Raw genomic sequence first — 17,887 nt, 5'->3', positions numbered from 1 at the left:
AATTTAAATTAATTAAAAAACTTAATATCAGTAGGCGTTGATATTTTTGCAGCATCTCCAACCGATTTTAAGGTACCGTTTTTGGCATCAAAGCGGAACAAACTAATATTATTAGTAAAAACATTTGTTACATACAGATATTTACCAGTTGCATCGAATGAGAAAGCACGTGGTTCAATGCCATTAGCTTTATAAACAGTCGGTTGAGCCAGCAATCCATCCTCTTGAATTTTAAATACGAGGAGTTTGTTGTCTGAGCCACGATTAGCAGCGATCACATATTTGCCATCTGGACTAAGAATAATTCCGCTTGCACTCTTAAATTCGGGCGTTTTGTCTTCATGAACTAGCTTTAGCTCAGCAGTTTTCTTCAAATAGCCATCTTGCACATTAAAGGTCACAATTTCACTTCGCATTTCGGCGGTAACATATGCATGCTTACCATCTGATGAAAAGACCATATGACGCGGACCAGAGCCATGGTTAAACGTCACATCTCGACCGTTATCCGCTTCGAGTGGTTGCGTTTTGTTTGGGTTATAACGAAAGACATAGACTTTGTCATTCCCAAGATCACTTGCATATAAATACTTACCATCCGGACTAAAAGTTGTCGAATGAGCATGTCCACTCTCTTGACGGCCCTTAACATGACCAGAACCTTCCGAAAAAACAATATTTTGTACCATTTCACCCAAATGCCCATTCGGCAAAATTGGAAAAACAGCCACACCACCACGACCTTTATCAAATGCCGAATAATTCGACACAAACAGGAATTTACCATCTAAACTAATTGAGGCATGAGTTGGATGTCCACCATGACTATTCACCGTGTTCAAAACCTCTACCTTTCCGTTTTGAACCGATAGTGCAGTGACTTCTCCTAAATTTTCTTCATTTGTTGTATATGCAAAACGACCATCTTTAGATTTCACAATCCAAGATGGACTTTTCATTTTTAACACTTTAACCGGAGTTAGAGTCCCGTCAGCATTAACTTGCAATTGATATAAACCTTCACTGGCCTTTTCCGGTTTTTGAACAAGTGGTGCATCAGGAATCGATGTCCAAGTTCCGACTAAAGCGATTTGTTGTTCTGCTGCATTCACTGTGGAGCCCCACCCAAGTGACAAAAAGGACAATGATAATGTTGCTGTTAATTTCTGAATGAGTCCACGATATTTAATATTTGTATCGTTAACCTTGCTATCTCTAATTTCAACACAAGTATCTTTTTCCACTGGCATTTTTCCTTGAAAAATTTACCTTATTTGCAATTAACAACAAGGCATTATCAATCTAATTTCATTTAATGATTCTGAAAATTAATTTATAAAACCGCAATTTTCAAGTGAATTTTCTTTAATCAAAATCCTTTTTAAAGTAGGATTCCTGCTAAAAGAATTGATGATCAACATGATTAATATTTAATTTTTTAAAATAGTATAGCGTTAATAAATTAAGAGCCCACTTAAAGTGAGCTCTTAATTTATACATCTAGAAACGCCAGTTGTAGAATAAATCGATTGCTCGTTCTAAAGACTGACTTGCTTCTAAATATAAACGGCGATTCATTTGATAACGCAGCGTAAGTTTATTGACTGGCGTAAATACTCCGACACCATAACGAATAAACAAATCAGGCGTAATATATCCAGTTAAGCTTACCTGAGTATCATCACCCGTACCTTGTGCATCTAATGCAAGACCACTTAAGCCGAAAGTACGTCCAATTTGATTCGTGAAAGCGCGTGTACCGCCCAAGCCCATACTAATACCAGCAGCAGCGATTGTATTGTTTACATCAGATTTAAAACCTTCCGCATTACTTAAACCGCTTGAGCCTTCATTAATACGACCTGTCACTAATGCATTTAATGCTTCTTGTTCAGATAAGCCCGCATCGTTATAAACTTGAATGTTTGGTGATGATGCAGTACCTGTAACACGAACGCCAACCATACTACCCTGAACATTTTTATTTGCATCTATATCTAAAGTTGGGTTTGCCAATGGGCCATTGAAACGGGCAATAGCACGGTTTAAATCTAAGCTTTGACCATAAGCTTCAATTTTCACCTTTTGACTTACACCAATAGCACCCATCGCGCGCATTGCCGTTTCATAACCACGCTGAGTTAAGTTCAAACGACCTACTAAAGGAATATTACTGTTAAAGCCTTGGAAGATAACTTGATTACCAATATTTACCGAAATATCGGCACGGATATCCCAAGGTTTTGCTGCACGTAAAATTGCAAGTGGATCTTGGCCTTGACGGACAATACGAACATCTGAAGATGTATTAATGACAGGTGCTGTTGTTTCAGGCATTGAAATACGTGCACGAGGAACATCTACCGACCCTTTCAAACTTAAACGTTTGTCGAAAGGATACATATCGAGTGTCAAATTCGGATTTGCAATAGCTGTAATTAATGGTGCTTGACGTACGAGTAAGTTATCACCTTTTAAGTTCAACTGTAGACGTGGAGAATCTTTCCAATCGAAACTACCTTTAAGTAAACCTACCCCTTGTCCACTGTTAAATGCGCCATCAATTGTTGCCATATCCTGACGAATAGATGAATACACTTGTACATTGGTTAAGTTCACTGGCAGGGAAATCATACTGATTGCCCCATTTTTCAAACGCATCTCACCCGTAAATTGCGGTTGGGTTAATGTACCATTTACTTTACCTGCCAAGGCTAAAGTACCACTCATTGAACGCACATCTTGAATAAATGGTTTTAAAACTTTTAACTGTACATCATTAAAGGCGACCTCACCATGCATTGGCATAGATGGTTGGTATGGATTAATAATGACATTCGCGTATCCGGTACCAATATCTGGTGTTTTTACATCAACACGGAACAATAGACCATCTGAAATGCTTTTCGCAATTACACTCAGCTCATCATAAGTCAACGTGGTTGGCGGATCTTGAGGGTCTTCTGCTGCTAAACCTAGTTCACCTTTTCTGGTTACTAAGCGTGCATCAAGTTTAGGATGTCCACCATTTACCCAAGACGCTTTAGCATAACCATTGAGTTGACCCGTCATAGCCAAACCTTCCGGCATAAATGCGGCAAAATCTCCTAAATCCAGATTTTGGGTAATAAATGAAATATTGCCTTGTGCTTTACTCACACGTACAGGTTGGTCAAGGCATAACTGACTATTTCTACTTTGCCAGCAATGCTGCCCAACATATAGCTCAGAACGTGCTGATGAAAACACAACAGGCGCATTTTGATTTTGTGCTAAACGAATTCGACGCGAATCAAAACTACCTTTTTGAATTTGGCCCAACCAATCATTATTTTGGTTAAAACCGCCTGCTAACTGCACATAAAATTTAGAAATATTATTATTTGCCTGAACTTTTAATAAGTGTGCTTTTCGTGTTCCAGTTAAATTGACTTCAGCAGACTGGATTAGACGGCTACCACTACGTAAATTATCAAGCTTTGCTGTGAGCTGAGTTGGAGTTGTTTCGGAAGTTGGTAGTTCACCCTGTACACGCAGTTTTTTAACGCTCACTAAATTATTGAAAGCGAAGTTATCAACTGCAATATTAGCTGTAGCCTTCAAGCGCGGCTGAGATTGAACACTTAAATCTCCATAAGCACGGCCACTTAGACCCGGATACAACTCATAAAGCGCAGGCGCATTGAGCTTGATTTTTAAATTCTGCGCATTACCAGTCGCCTGTAACTGGTTTTGTGCATACACTAAAAATAGATTATTCGCTTCAAATTGCTGAGGTAAAAAGCCCTTTTGGTTCGAATCCATAAGCACAGATAAGTTACCTTTACCTCTCACTGGCTTATTATTCAAAAATCCTGCAAGGTTCAATTGCTGAATATCAATACGCTTTAACTTATCAGACCAAACACCTTGCGTTTTTACATTTCCTGAAATTTCGCCTTTTATACTAGAAACAAAATATTGAGGTTTAAAACGCACAAGCGAACTATTGATATCCCAAGCAATACGATCTTTTAAGTTTAATGAGCCAGTCGCGTAGATTTTTCCAGCCACACCATCATGTTGTAACTGACTAATTCGAATAAACTCTGGAGTACCCGCAAGAGAGAACTTTAATAACCCATTAGCCTGATTAAGTGCTTTTAAAGATCCATCATAATTCACTGCAAAACCTTTAAAACCACCACCGGCTTTAACATCATTAAATAATAAAGCTGCCGTACTTTTCCCAGCTAACGCAACCGTTTCTTGGTTTGCTTGAGCCAACTGGCCTTTTAAATCAATTTTTTCAAGTTGAATGATTTGTTGATTTGGCTTGGCAAAACCACTTGCTTTGATTGATCCATTAAGTAAGTTTACCGGTGCAGCTGCATGAATACTTTGTGGATTAAAGTCTTTAGCATTTAATAACGCATTCCATGCCAACTGACGTTTTTCGGTAGGTAATAAAACTTTAGCCTGACCTGTGAGGCTCCCTTTTTGAGCCGCAAAATTAAAACTAGGAACATTAAGAATATTATCTTTAACATTCAATGTTGCTAAATATTGTCCAGCTGGCAATAAGGTTTGTTCATGCTGATATACTTTAGTTGCCACTTTAATATCTTGCTGACCATCCCGCAAAGTCAAATCTACTTGACCACTATCACTGCTTAACCAACCTATATATGGCATAGCACGATCTATTTTGGACCAAGCCACATTCATAAACATTGGCTGTGGTTTTTTATTCTTTTCAGGTGCTTGATTTAATTTAAGTTTCCAAGACTCATAGCGGTCAAAGTCGACATTAGCAAATACTTCCATGCCTTTTTCTAAAGAGCCAGTTGAAGCAACTGCAGCATCTAAACTTGGCGGTAAGAAGTCCTGAACGACTTGAGGGATAGCTTTATCTTTAGGATTAACATGATCTAAACGACCTTTTACATCCCAAGTGACATGATCTTTCCAGTTCACCAAGCCTTTAAGGTTAACTGCACCTTTCATGACCTGACCATTAAAGTCTGTAATATTCAGCTGATGAACCAAATCAGTATTCATTAAGGCGTTGTATTGGCCTTCTGGTAAATTTTCCCCTTTTAAATCTGTCTCAAGCGCTAAGTTAAGTTGCTTAACATCCCCCTGAAACTTGATCACACCATTTTTAGCAAATAATTTTTGTTCAACCAGTAAAGGCAAGTGATAATTTTTAAGTAACAATGCACCTTTCATTGGTACTTCATGGCGAACAGGATGTAAAACGACCCAACCTGTTAATAAATCTGGTGTTGTCGTTGCTACACCGGCTTGCAATGTATCTAAACTTCCTCGAGCTGCCACTTTAATATTTTGGATGTTTAAACTTTTTAAAGAAGGAATTCTTAAATCTGCTGTCGCATTCAGTGGATATTTGCCACTAAAGTCCATATTTCCTGTTGCGTTATGAATAGAAAGATACCCCATATCCATACTTGAATTTTCAAATTTCAGTTTTGTCTCTGACCACAAAGCATCATTTAGATGAACATCATGGAAATTTACGACAGAACCTGAATTTTTAATTTCTAAATGATCGACATCTCCCACATCTACACGAAGCACAAATGGTAATTTAATGGGTTTAAACTCAAATGGTTTATCCGATGGCGGAGCTTTGTTAATAATAACTAGGTTACGGACATCTGCATTGCTCAAATGCACTTCTTTTTCTAATATTAAAGAACGCCACCCTAACCGTACATCCGCTCTATCTAAAGTAACGTCAACTTCTTTTAACTGAACAATAATATTTTTAAGAATAATTCCCCGAAGTAAATTACCCCCTTCATATTCATATTTAATGACTTGCTGAGCTTGTAAAACACGGTCTAATAAAAAACGGCTTCCACGGTCAGTCGACATCATAATAATGATGGAAGCAACAAGTAATAAAAGTATGATTAATATTGTCAGCAAAAAGCTACGCAAAATGCGTCGCTTCTTAGGAGAGCTAGGTGCCGAAGTGGGCTGCTGTTCTACTTCCGCCATAAAATAAACCTAATAAAATTTTATTTTTAAAGTTGTGGACCAATAAAGAAATGCAAACGAATCGGATGATTATCATCAGAAATACCTGAAGCCACATCTAAACGAATTGGTCCAATTGGGGACTTCCAACGAATACCGACACCAACACTGTAGGCAGTCGGGTTACTAAAATTCTTATCGTAAGCATTACCAAAATCAGAAAAAACAGCTGCTCGCCAACCCTCTTTGAATTGATAGTTATATTCTAAAGAGCCTACTGCTAGAGCCTGTCCACCAATCTTATATCCATTTTCTTCGGGTGAAAGACTTTTATAATCAAAACCGCGAATTGTCTGGTCACCACCAGTAAAGAATCTTAAATTATAGGGAACTTTATCAAATTCATCGGTAAAAATATAACTAAGATCAGATCGTCCCACAAACTGATGGTTATCATTTTCACCTAGAGAATAAATAAATCTCCAACCCGCTGTAGCAATCGCCATATTGGCATCGGAAAGTAAACTGCTACTTCCCAGTTCTAACTTATAGCTTTGTTTAAATGCTTTCGTTGGATTTAACCTTGTATTACTTGAGGTTTTAGAAGTTTCATAACCAAATAATAACGCTTCTTGCTCTGATGCAGCTGTTTTAAATGCATCTGGCAATTCAGAAATATCGACATTTCCTTTTTGAGTCAGTCGGTCCAGACGGTAACGAACCCCAATAGTATGTTGCCAATTGCCTAAAGGTTTTTTAATAACTCGCTCACCACCCAATACGGCAGATTCAGTTAATAAACTCACATCAGGACCGATATTATCTCTAGTCTCGCGCTCATAACCACCTACAATGTTAAAGTAATCATTTAATGGATGCTTATAAGGAATACTATAACGGCCATCTATAGACTGACGAATTTGTGAAAGTTCAAAGTTGGCATCAAAGGAGTGGCCATATTCGTTCACAATCGAACGACGATATTGACTACGTAAACGAGCTCCCGTATCAGTACCATAACCCACACCAGTTTCCAGACTATTCAATTTATCCGCATTTAAAGTCACAATAACCGGAATCCGTTTTTCTTCACGTGCTTGGGCTTGTAAACGGTCTTGTTCCGACTCTTGCTCTGCATGATCTGCTGCTGCAGTTTTCAAAGAAGCTGGAGCTGCAGCTAATTGTACATTTTCAGTTCCGGCAAATTGTTTTTCGTCTACCACATTTTGACTAACCTCTTTACTAGATGAGGCTAATTGTCGTGCTTTAGCAAGCTGTTGTTGTTCTGGAGAAAGCAATTTTGATTCATCAATAGTGACATTTTGCTGATCGACTAATGCTTGTAAATCTGGGGGTAACTCAAGCGGCTTCTCAATTGGATCAGGTTTAATTGAATCGACCAAAGTGTAGTTAAAATAGCGAGAATTCGTCAGGTTGTTGGCTAAAGCATTTACACGCCAGAATGTGTAGTCATCGCCCTCTTTCCAAGGTGCCATACTCTCAAGAATATTTAATTTGATTGGCAAGGGTTTTGAAGGATCACTCATACGAAACTCAACCTTACCTAGCTTATATCGCTCACCCGTTTCATATTTGAGGTTAATATCTGCTTTGTTTTCAGGTTGGCTTACTTTTACATCGTGTAAACGCCAGTAGGCATCAAAATATCCATTATTTGTTGCGGCATCGACAATTCGACTTTTAGTTGTTTCATACAGACCATGATTAAAGATATCACCAACATCTTGGTCTGGAACTAAACGAATAACTTGAAACTGTGGTTGTTTTGCACCAGCTCCACTGAATTCAATATTTTGTTCATTAATTCGTACCGGCTCATTTGGAGTAACTTTAACTCGAACACGGCTTGCACTTAATTTTTCAAAACGAAACTCAGCATTGTAATACCCCACCGCTTGAGCGGCCTGATTGCTTAGGCTCCTAAGTTGAGGCAATGCTGAATTAAAATCTTCAAATGATTCTTGAGTAAATGTAGATAATTTACCTTTGATATTTTTAGCCAAATCGTCTGGAGCACCCGTAACCTCAGCAGTAATACGAGGTATTTGCTCCATCGGAATCACACGCGGTGGACGAATTTTATTAAATATCCGTTTAAAGAAACCTTTTTCTTCCGGCGGCTCTTCAGTAACAGCTGTAAGTTCAGGTAAAGTTTTTCCAGTTTCATTAGCTTCGACTACAATCTTACTGTCAGATTGAATCTCATGCATGAGTTGGTCAATATTTACAGGCGCCTGATTAATTTCATGTAATTCTGCTTGTGATGCATCATTCACTACCATTTCTGGATGTTTTTGCGTGCCATTTTGGAAGTTCTGAGCTTCAGTTTTTGCCTCTTCTGCTACCCGATAAATCTCATTTGCCATATTCTGGTCAACAGGCATCACGGGTAAATCTTCGAGGTTATCGAGCGTAATTGGCTTAAATTCTTCAATCTGATTTGGAAATTGTTCTTGTTGTTGCAATATAGCCAAGCTATCTTGTTGCTGCTGTGCTTGAGTTACCAGAGTAGCAACATCAGTAATCGGAACATCATTTTGGTTATTTGTATTTGTTTGTTGTAATGATGGATCAGTTACTGACTGGTTTGCTACTGGCGTTACGGTCTCAGCTGAACTTTGAGCATAACAAGGATTAACACATAAACTTAACAATAGGCTGCTACAAATAAGTTTAGGTATACTCTGCATTTTTAGGATTAAATGCATAGAGTGAGAAAGAGTTGACTGTTTAAACTTAATTTTAGAAGGCATGGAAAACTCTAAACTTATTTTTTAATAAACGCACCAATATGAGGATAAAACTCACTCGAAACCATTGATTTTTCATTTAATCAAGCGTTAAAAATATCATACATGGTTTTCGATGCAAATTAACACTCCGTCACATTTTTTAATAAAACTCAATGAAGCTTGTATATGATGAAACAAGATGAATCCCTGATGACATCACGTCGGTTTGTACCGATGTTTTTTACACAGTTTTTTGGCGCATTAAATGACAATGTTTTTAAGCAAGCTTTATTGTTAGTCATTACATATGGTTGGATTCAACAACAATCTGCCCCTGTAAGTACACTCAATAATTTAGCAGCATTATTGTTTATTTTGCCATATTTCTTTTTTTCAGCAACAGCAGGACAAATTGCTGACAAATACGAGCGCTCACAACTTGTGCGTGGCATAAAAATATTAGAAATCATAATCATGCTTATTGGGTCTGCTGGTTTCTTATTGGGGCATTTATGGCTACTGCTTCTGGCTTTATTCTTAATGGGAACACATTCCACTTTTTTCGGACCTATTAAATATGCAATTTTGCCTGAAATTTTAAAACCAAACGAACTTATGTCGGGCAATGCCTTATTTCAATCCGGTACATCGATGGCAATTTTATTCGGCATGATCTTAGGTGGTGCCGTAATTGCATCATCCGAAGGTAATTTACTATGGATTAGTCTGACTGTAGTCGCTATTGCTTGCATAGGCTATTTATTTAGTCGCTTCATTTTACCCCAAAAAGTTGCTGCACCCGATTTAGATGTTGATTGGAACTTTATTCGTACAAGCTTCCAAACCATTACATATGCCAAAAGTTTACCGTTAGTGTTCACCATTTTATTAGGTAATTCGTGGTACTGGTTTTATGGAGCAACTTATTTAACGCAAATTCCGCAGTTGACTCAACAAAATCTCCATGCATCGGAAAATGTGGTTAGCCTGTTACTCACATTCTTCTCAGTCGGTATTGGGGTAGGTTCTCTTCTCTGCCGTAAAATTGGTGGTTCGGAAATTAATATTAAAATGGTGCCGATTGGTGCAATTGGCCTTACTGTTTTTGCGCTTTACCTTGCAGCGAGTCTAGCCTTTGTACCGGAGAAAACTGGAGCATTACTAACATTAAAAGATATTTTCACTCAAGGCTGGGTTTACTACCATGTCATGATTGCCGTGACTTTATTGGGTATTAGTGGTGGTTTTTATATTGTTCCTTTGTATGCCATGATGCAGGCTTACTCACCGCGCTCACATCGTGCCCGAGTGGTCGCAGCAAATAACATTTTAAATGCTGTATTCATGGTTTCTTCAGCAATTTTCTCAATCTTAATCTTAAGTGTTTTAAAAATTGATATTAAAATACTATTTATTATTACAGCTGTACTTAGTGCAATCTTTAGTATCTGGCTTCTTGCCCGACTAAAACCAATGCTTGCCACAGCACATCTTTCTTTGGAGGACTAATTTATGCGCCACTATACGGGAATTGATCAACTTATTAACTCCTTTGATCAGGCATTACGTAGTCTTGTTCCAGGTGCAACAGCAGCACAGCGACAAAATCCGGCTGAAACGGCTGAAACAAAACTTGGAGTTGAAGATGCTCGCCATGTTGCAGGCTTAATGCGTGTTAACCATAGTGGTGAAGTATGTGCTCAAGCGCTTTATCATGGGCAAGCATTAACGGCAAAATTACCAAATGTACGCCGCGAAATGCAACAGGCAGCAATTGAAGAACAAGACCATTTAGCTTGGTGTGAAGACCGTTTAAAAGAGCTAAATAGTCATACAAGTTTATTGAACCCGATTTGGTATGGCCTTTCATATGGTATGGGTGCTCTTGCCGGTATTGCAGGTGATAAATATAGTTTAGGTTTTGTTGCTGAAACTGAACGTCAAGTTAGTCTACATTTGCAAGATCACTTAAACCAGTTACCTGCTCAAGATGAACGCTCTCGTAAAATTTTAGAGCAAATGAATGAAGATGAATTACATCATCGCCATACAGCGCTTGAAGCAGGTGGTGTTGAATTACCTTATGCAGTAAAAATCACAATGACTGCTATTTCAAAGTTAATGACTAAAACCAGTTATTACCTTTAAAAAAAACAAAGGATTGATCTCATTCAGATCAATCCTTTTTCAAATATTATTTTAAACCATGATCATATTTGAAACGTTCGATATCTCGAATTGAGTTCCAATAGTTTCTGTTAATACGGTCACGATCAATTTGTAATTCTCTTAAAAGCTTACGATAACGTTCACGCTCCTCCGGCTTTAATTTTTCGTTGTAAGCATTATCAGAATACTGCTTAAACTTTTCGTCATAACGGTCATATTCATTTTTTGCATTGTAGTAATCGGAAGCTGCACGATAATAAGGTCTTAACCGATCACGCTGCTCGATTGGACAGACATTAATATTCCCGTTCCCTTCTAAAGCGTTATAAAAAATGTTTGCTGGCTGGCAATAATACCCTAGACCTTCTTTATATCCACGTTCATATGACTTTTGATCTGGAACAATATTAGCTTTCCCACACGCTTTATAATATTGATCTAAACGCGGCGAAGAACCTTTTGAACCGTCTTTCTCACCCACTAATGACCAATTCGCAGTCTTACATTCTTCTACGCTCATTGCAGCACAACCTGAAAGGCTGATTGCCAAAATGGCTAAACCGATATTTTTCATATTAAGAGAACTCAAAAATAAAATTTAAAAAAACGCAAAAAATAAAATTCCAGTACATACACTATGTAAGTCCTACTTTATTCAAGACTTATATATAAATGTTTAACTGGATAAGCGTTTAAGTTTAAAGCAGTTTGACCATCTCACCAAATTTAAGGATCACAAATTCTAATTATGTTTAATTTTTAAAAGCGAAATCATGGACTATCAAGTGGCTCTTATACGTTAATTTTACTTTAAAAATTTATTATTAAAACAAAACTCAAGCCACTGATTATGAATACAAAAAATAAAAATTATTTATAAAACTATCTTTAATCATTTTACTCTTTTTTTACGCGATTTACTTCAAGGGCTAAGGTAGGATTTTAGCTAAATAACCACCAAGGTTTTTTATAATGAGTACGCTTATTTACCCAAATTTAAACTTAAAAGATTCTCACTTTAAGGCATTTAAAATATCAGATGATTTTATTCCACAAACGAAAATCGATACCTTTAACTCAGAACTTTTTTTAAAAGAAGTTGATGAATATTTAAGTTTATATCCTCAGACTCAGCACATTGATATTTGTCTACATGACTTAAACGGACATATTCGTGGTAAACGTATTGACGTTAAGAGTCTGAAAAATCTCTCTCATGGATGTTATTTTCCACTTTCTGTTTACGCCATGAGCCTTGATGGAAAAGTAATTGAAGAGACAGGATTAGGAAAATATATTGGTGAACCAGATAGACTTTGCCTGCCCATTTTAGGCAGCTTGCAACCAAGTGCCTTATCCCCAGAATTAAATGCTCAGCTTTACCTATCAATGCAAGAAGAAGATGGTACAGACTGCCGCTATGAACCACGCAATATATTAAAAAAAATATTAAATCAGCTACATGCCCATAATTACTTTCCTGTCATGGCTGCCGAATTAGAATTTTATCTTTTCTCACCTCAGCATCAGGCTGAAACCTGTATAGAAAACCAATGTTTTGATATAGATGCACCCAATAACTATCAACAAGTCCTAGATGAAGTTGAAAAAGCTGCTCTACTACAATCTATTGAAATTACGGCAATTGTTGCGGAATCATCTCCTGGACAATATGAACTAAATCTTCAGCACAGCTATGACATTTTGAAGCTATGCGATCAAATTAATGCTTTAAAAAGAATTGTAAAACAAGTCGCAAGAAAGCATGACTTAACAGCTTGTTTCATGGCGAAACCCAACTTGGCAAAAGCTGGTAGTGGCATGCATTTTCATATGAGCATGCTGAATCAATACCATGAAAATATATTTAGTTCAGAAGAAGAAAAAGATGAGCTTTCTACCAACTTACTCAATGCAATTAGCGGACTTATTGAGCTAATGCCTGCATCTATGGCGATTTTAGCGCCTAATATTAATTCTTATAGACGTTTTAAAATTGGGCATCATGTGCCATTAGAAGCCAATTGGGATACCAATAATCGTAATGTCGCAATTCGTATTCCATGCTCGGATGTACAAAATCAACGTTTAGAATATCGTGTTGCTGGAGCTGACTGTAACCCCTATCTCGTTACAGCCACTATTTTAGCAGGTGTATCTTACGGCTTATCTCATAAATTACCACTACCAAAACCTGCTCATCTTTTAAAATTTCCAGACGAGCATATTTTATTAGCTAACAATCAACCAGAAGCCTTAAAAATATTTAAAGGAAGTCTTATTTTAAAAGGATATTTAGGCACTGACTTTGTCAAACATTGGTACACGGTTAAGCAGGCTGAATATCAAAACATTTATAGTCAAATGACTGAAGCAGAACAACATTGGGATATATAAATAAAAAAAGCAAAAAAACTATAAACTACTTTGCAAACCCTTAGGGAGAAATACCCTAAGGTTTTTTTATATCTAATTAATGATTTTTCTGTTTAGCTAGAAAACGCAATCCAACACCAGGTTCAGTTGCAATATAACGTGGCTGAATCGCGTTATCCCCCAGTTTACTGCGTAACTTGCCCACTAAAATACGTAAATAGTGCGTATCTTCCTGATGGGTTGGGCCCCATAGTTCTTTTAAAAGTTGTGGCTGGGTTAAAAGCTGTCCTTGATAGCGCATTAATAGCGTTAAAAGTTGAAATTCTTTTCGAGTTAACGTAATTGGTTGTTGCTCGACCCAAACCAAACGTTGCGTAACATCAACTTTAAGATAACCATCGTCATAGACATGCGCTTCTTGCTGAATCGGTTGGTTTCTTAAAATGACACGGATACGTGCCAAAAGCTCTTGCACACTAAACGGCTTGGTCATGTAATCGTTTGCACCAGCATCTAGCAAAGCAACTTTTTCGTATTCATCAGCACGTACAGATAGCACAATAACTGGTACATTCGACCAGCTACGTAACTCTTGAAGGACTTCTTTTCCGTCTAAATCGGGTAAGCCCAGATCTAGAATAACTAAGTCGGCACCTTGCGTTGCTAAAGCTTCTAGGCCTTTGTAACCCGTTTCGCAGAGCGTGGTTTTATATTTTTGAGTTCTTAAAGCAATGTCTAAAAATTTACGAATTTGAGGCTCATCATCAATAATCACAATACGTGTTTCTACAGGTGATGTTTCGGAACTTATCATGAATTTACAACTTATTCTTTTACTGGGTGAATGGGTAATCTGATTTGAATTAAAGTACCTTTATTTTGGCGCCCTGAAAATGCTTCTATTGTACCCATATGAGCACCAATAATCGCTTTTACGATTGTAAGCCCTAAACCAGTACCAAATTTTCCACGGTCTCCTCTTTCCATCGTGTAAAACATATCAAAAATGCGATGTCTTTCATCTTCAGGAATTCCCGCACCTCTATCTTCAATTTCAATTTTTACTTCATCTTCTGATGAAAGTTGAGCACGAATCATGACTGGTTCATCTGGGGGTGAAAAGTTTGCAGCATTTTCTAAAACATTAAAAAAAGCTTGCTCTACCAGTGCAGGGTGAACATATAAACTAATTTGTTGCTCAGGTAACTGAACGACCACTTGCGTATCTGGTTTATAGCGTTTTAAACGGCGGGTTGCCGAACCAATTAATTCATCTACCCCAATCCAGTCTCTTTTTAAAGTTAAGCCTTCGTGGCCTAAGCGTGTCATATCAAGCAAGTTTTGAATATAACGGTCTAAACGCTCACCTTCTAAATGAATTGTTTCAAGTAAATCTTGCTGGTCTTGTTCTGACATATCAGCTTTAAAATTGGCAAGCGTATCTGCGGCTCCAATAATAGAAGCAAGTGGTGAACGTAAATCATGCGATACCGAAGATAATAAAGCAGAACGTAAACGCTCTGTTTCACTGGTGACTTTTGCTTGTTCAAGTTCATTGACCAATTGGGTTCGAAGTACTGCCTGTGCAATATACTCAATTACACTTTCAGTTAGTTTTTTCTGCTCAAAATTTAGAGAAACCACTTCATCTTTAAAGTAAATTCCCACTATACCTAGGCTATTTTTTTGCTCTAAAAGTGGTAAAAACCACCAGTTCGACTGACTAAGGGTATCAGTAAAACGCCCGCACGGTTGTTGATGTTTTAAACACCATTCTGCAGCTACTTTTTCTTTATCATTTAGTTCTATGTCAGATGAAATAACTCTATTTTGGATAGAAATCCACACTTTAGTTTGAAGCTGGGTTTCTAAAGTCATACGACCGGTTTGCATGACTTCTTCAAGATTTACTGCACTAGAAAGCTTACGTGCCAAGTCTTGCATTACTGTGGTGTAGGCATTGGCAGCTTTTAAAGATAAAACTTGCTGGCGTAACTGAGAAGCCAATCGCCCAGCAATTAAAGCTGCTGCAAAAAAAGCAACAACGGTAACCACACCTTGGTGTGCTGAAATTTGAAATGTAAAACGTGGTGCTATAAAGAAAAAGTTATAGGCTAAGAAACAAATAAGAGCAGCTACTACTGCAGCAAGCATTCGGGTTTTAGTTGCTACAATTAAAACTGAAATAATAAAAATAACAGAGAAGTCTTCAATACCTAATAGAACTTCGGCAAAGTGAGCTATAAAAATACTTGCGCATGTTACCGCTAAAACAAAAACACTTTCTTTTAATGATAAAAATGATGGCTTCTCAAGTTGAGCTGTCTTTTTAGTGCCCTGTTCTGGGTGTAAAATCGTTAAAGCAATCGAGTTTTCTTGATTTAATAATTGCTGAGCTAAATTTTTCTTAAATAACTTTAACCACCACGGTGAAATACTTTTGCCAATGACCAGATTGGAAATACCTCGATCAAGCGCAGCATCCATTAACACCGAAGCAACTCGTGGCCCATATAAAACTTCGGTTCGACCACCAAGTTGTCGAGCCAATTCAAATGCGCGGTCGATTTCAATATATTCTTTTTTATATGAATTTGCTGAACTCTGCCCAGAATCCAAACTTTTAGCAACATTCACTACAGTCCATGTTGCTCCATTGCGTTCAGCTAATCGACAACCTGCCCGTACTAAATATTCAGAAGAGCCTTGCCCATCTATCGCAATCATTAATTCATTTTGTAGCGAGATAGACTTCAAGCCTTTAGAGGTATAACTCTGTTTTAAATCTAAATCGACATGCTCAGCAACGCATTGCATTGCCAGTTCACGCAATGCAGTTAAATTTGAAATGCTAAAAAAGCCTTGTAATGCCAGATTCGCTTGCTCTGGCACATAAACTTTTCCTTGATGGAGCCTTTCAATGAGTTCACTAACAGGTAAATCAATTAAACGAATATCTCGAATACGATCAAATACACGATCTGGCACAGTTTCATTTACTCGAATGCCCGTAATCTGATGCACCACATCATTTAAGCTTTCTAAATGCTGAATATTCATGGTGGTAAATACATCAATACCAGCGTCTAGCAATTCATTGACATCTTGCCACCGTCGTTCATGGCGACTATTTGGTATATTGCGATGAGCCAACTCATCAACTAAAACAATTTCCGGATGCCTGAGTAAAATAGCATCCAAGTCCATTTCTTCTAAAGTATGCCCCTGATATTGCATTTCCTTTCTAGCAATTTGAGGCAAGCCTTCCAAAATTTTTAGAGTTTCTATTCTTCCGTGGGTTTCAACAATACCCACAACAACATCTGTGCCCTGTTGATATAACTCTTTAGCGCGGGCAAGCATAGCATAGGTTTTGCCGACACCGGGCGCTGCACCGAGAAAGACCGTTAGTCGACCGGCTTGATATCTGTTGACATGATTTAATAAGGCTTCAGCCTGATTTTCGCGATTGCTTTGCACTTGATATCATCCGGTAAACTAACAATTTTATTTTCAAGTTAATGTGTAGATTGTAATTGATCTAAAGCGATATTGAGTTCTAATACATTAACACGAGCTTGCCCTAGTACACCAAACTGAACTGGTTCAATATGCTTTTGAAGTAACTCTTCTACAACTTTAGGGTCTAAATGACGCGCTTGAGCCACTCGAGCAACCTGTATTTGAGCAGATTCTGGGCTAATATGCGGGTCGATACCACTACCCGATTTAGTCACTAAATCACTTGGAATAGGGACATTACCTGTGTGGTCTTGTTGTTTAACCGCAAGAATCTGAGCATCAATTTGTTTTTGAAGCTCTGGATTGGTAAGGGCTAAGTTTGTGGCCCCCATAGACATTGGGTCATAAGCAACCGCTGAAGGACGTGGATGAAAATAAGCCTCTCCAACAAATGGCTGAGCGACTAATTTTGACCCTAGAACCTTATGGTTTATTTCGATCAAACTACCATTTGCTTGATTGTTAAATAACACCTGTCCCGCACCTGTAGCGATCGCACTATACACAGCACCACAACCGACAAGGGTAAAAATTAGAAGTCCGAAAGATGCTCTTAAGGTCTGATCCAAATTTGCTTCTGAATTTTGTGCATAAGTTTTCATTTCAAACTCCAGATTACAAACCAAATAATTGAACAATCACAACATCAATCGCTTTGATGGCAATGAATGGTAGAACCACACCACCCACGCCATAAATCAACATATTTCGGCGTAGTAACTGAGTTGCAGTTGAAGGTTTAAATTTCACGCCTCGGAGTGCGATTGGAATTAATAACGGAATAATAATCGCGTTAAAAATTAATGCCGATAAAATCGCGCTGCTTGGACTTGCTAAGTGCATTACATTCAATACTTGCATTTGTGGAATCGCAGCAGCGAACAATGCAGGCAAGATGGCAAAGTATTTAGAGACGTCGTTTGCTAACGAAAATGTTGTTAAAGCACCGCGGGTAATCAACTGCTGTTTCCCAATCTCGACCACAGCGAGTAGTTTGGTTGGGTCAGAGTCTAAATCAACCATATTGCCGGCCTCTTTAGCAGCTTGTGTACCTGAGTTCATAGCCAAACCAATATCGGCTT

At 37.9% G+C, this 17,887-nt stretch carries 9 protein-coding genes and 2 pseudogenes; 3 read left to right on the top strand and 8 right to left on the bottom strand.

Translation table 11 applies throughout. From position 1 onward, the window contains the following. Positions 1–8 precede the first annotated feature (8 nt). The 3 genes and pseudogenes from J671_RS13515 to J671_RS13505 all read right to left on the bottom strand — a co-directional run. Positions 9–1,244: a lactonase family protein gene (locus J671_RS13515; protein ID WP_002049019.1), complete on the bottom strand. Its 1,236-nt coding sequence runs from the start codon at positions 1,242–1,244 to the stop codon at positions 9–11. A gap of 256 nt (positions 1,245–1,500) precedes the next feature. Further along, a complete protein-coding gene (locus tag J671_RS13510) occupies positions 1,501–6,006 on the bottom strand; it encodes a translocation/assembly module TamB domain-containing protein (protein ID WP_031982585.1) in 4,506 nt (1,501 codons plus the stop codon). Between the two features lie 26 nt (positions 6,007–6,032). Further along, a pseudogene (locus tag J671_RS13505) lies at positions 6,033–8,492 on the bottom strand (autotransporter assembly complex protein TamA); the annotation flags it as partial. 432 nt (positions 8,493–8,924) lie between these two features. On the opposite strand from J671_RS13505, the gene J671_RS13500 reads away from it, so the two are divergent. Together J671_RS13500 and coq7 are read left to right on the top strand one after the other, a co-directional pair. After that, on the top strand, positions 8,925–10,247 hold the full coding sequence (locus J671_RS13500) for an MFS transporter (RefSeq protein ID WP_081404896.1): 1,323 nt from the start codon (positions 8,925–8,927) through the stop codon (positions 10,245–10,247). 3 nt (positions 10,248–10,250) lie between these two features. Next, positions 10,251–10,886: a 2-polyprenyl-3-methyl-6-methoxy-1,4-benzoquinone monooxygenase gene (coq7, locus tag J671_RS13495; protein ID WP_002049350.1), complete on the top strand. Its 636-nt coding sequence runs from the start codon at positions 10,251–10,253 to the stop codon at positions 10,884–10,886. A 46-nt stretch (positions 10,887–10,932) separates the two neighbouring features. On the opposite strand, the gene J671_RS13490 is transcribed toward coq7, so the two are convergent. Beyond that, positions 10,933–11,481 (bottom strand): DUF2799 domain-containing protein, encoded by a 549-nt coding sequence (locus J671_RS13490; protein WP_031982580.1) that lies wholly within the window; start codon positions 11,479–11,481, stop codon positions 10,933–10,935. A 398-nt stretch (positions 11,482–11,879) separates the two neighbouring features. Between J671_RS13490 and J671_RS13485 the strand changes: the two genes are divergently transcribed. After that, the gene (locus J671_RS13485; protein ID WP_031982578.1) at positions 11,880–13,304 is read left to right on the top strand and encodes a glutamine synthetase family protein; all 1,425 of its coding nucleotides are present in this window, start codon (positions 11,880–11,882) and stop codon (positions 13,302–13,304) included. A 76-nt stretch (positions 13,305–13,380) separates the two neighbouring features. On the opposite strand, the gene J671_RS13480 is transcribed toward J671_RS13485, so the two are convergent. From J671_RS13480 to J671_RS13465, 4 genes and pseudogenes are all read right to left on the bottom strand, one after another. After that, positions 13,381–14,097 (bottom strand): response regulator, encoded by a 717-nt coding sequence (locus J671_RS13480; RefSeq protein WP_000625750.1) that lies wholly within the window; start codon positions 14,095–14,097, stop codon positions 13,381–13,383. Between the two features lie 11 nt (positions 14,098–14,108). Further along, on the bottom strand, positions 14,109–16,763 hold the full coding sequence (locus J671_RS13475) for a sensor histidine kinase (protein WP_031982577.1): 2,655 nt from the start codon (positions 16,761–16,763) through the stop codon (positions 14,109–14,111). Between the two features lie 38 nt (positions 16,764–16,801). Continuing rightward, positions 16,802–17,407, bottom strand: coding sequence for a potassium-transporting ATPase subunit KdpC (gene kdpC / locus J671_RS13470; protein WP_031982576.1), 606 nt, complete (start codon positions 17,405–17,407; stop codon positions 16,802–16,804). 13 nt (positions 17,408–17,420) lie between these two features. Then, a pseudogene (locus J671_RS13465) lies at positions 17,421–17,887 on the bottom strand (potassium-transporting ATPase subunit B); the annotation flags it as partial.

This window comes from Acinetobacter sp. 1130196 (assembly GCF_000588095.1).
Taxonomy (GTDB): domain Bacteria; phylum Pseudomonadota; class Gammaproteobacteria; order Pseudomonadales; family Moraxellaceae; genus Acinetobacter; species Acinetobacter nosocomialis.
The sequence above is the reverse complement of the archived record's forward strand: the minus strand, read 5'-3'. Positions and strand labels throughout refer to the sequence as shown.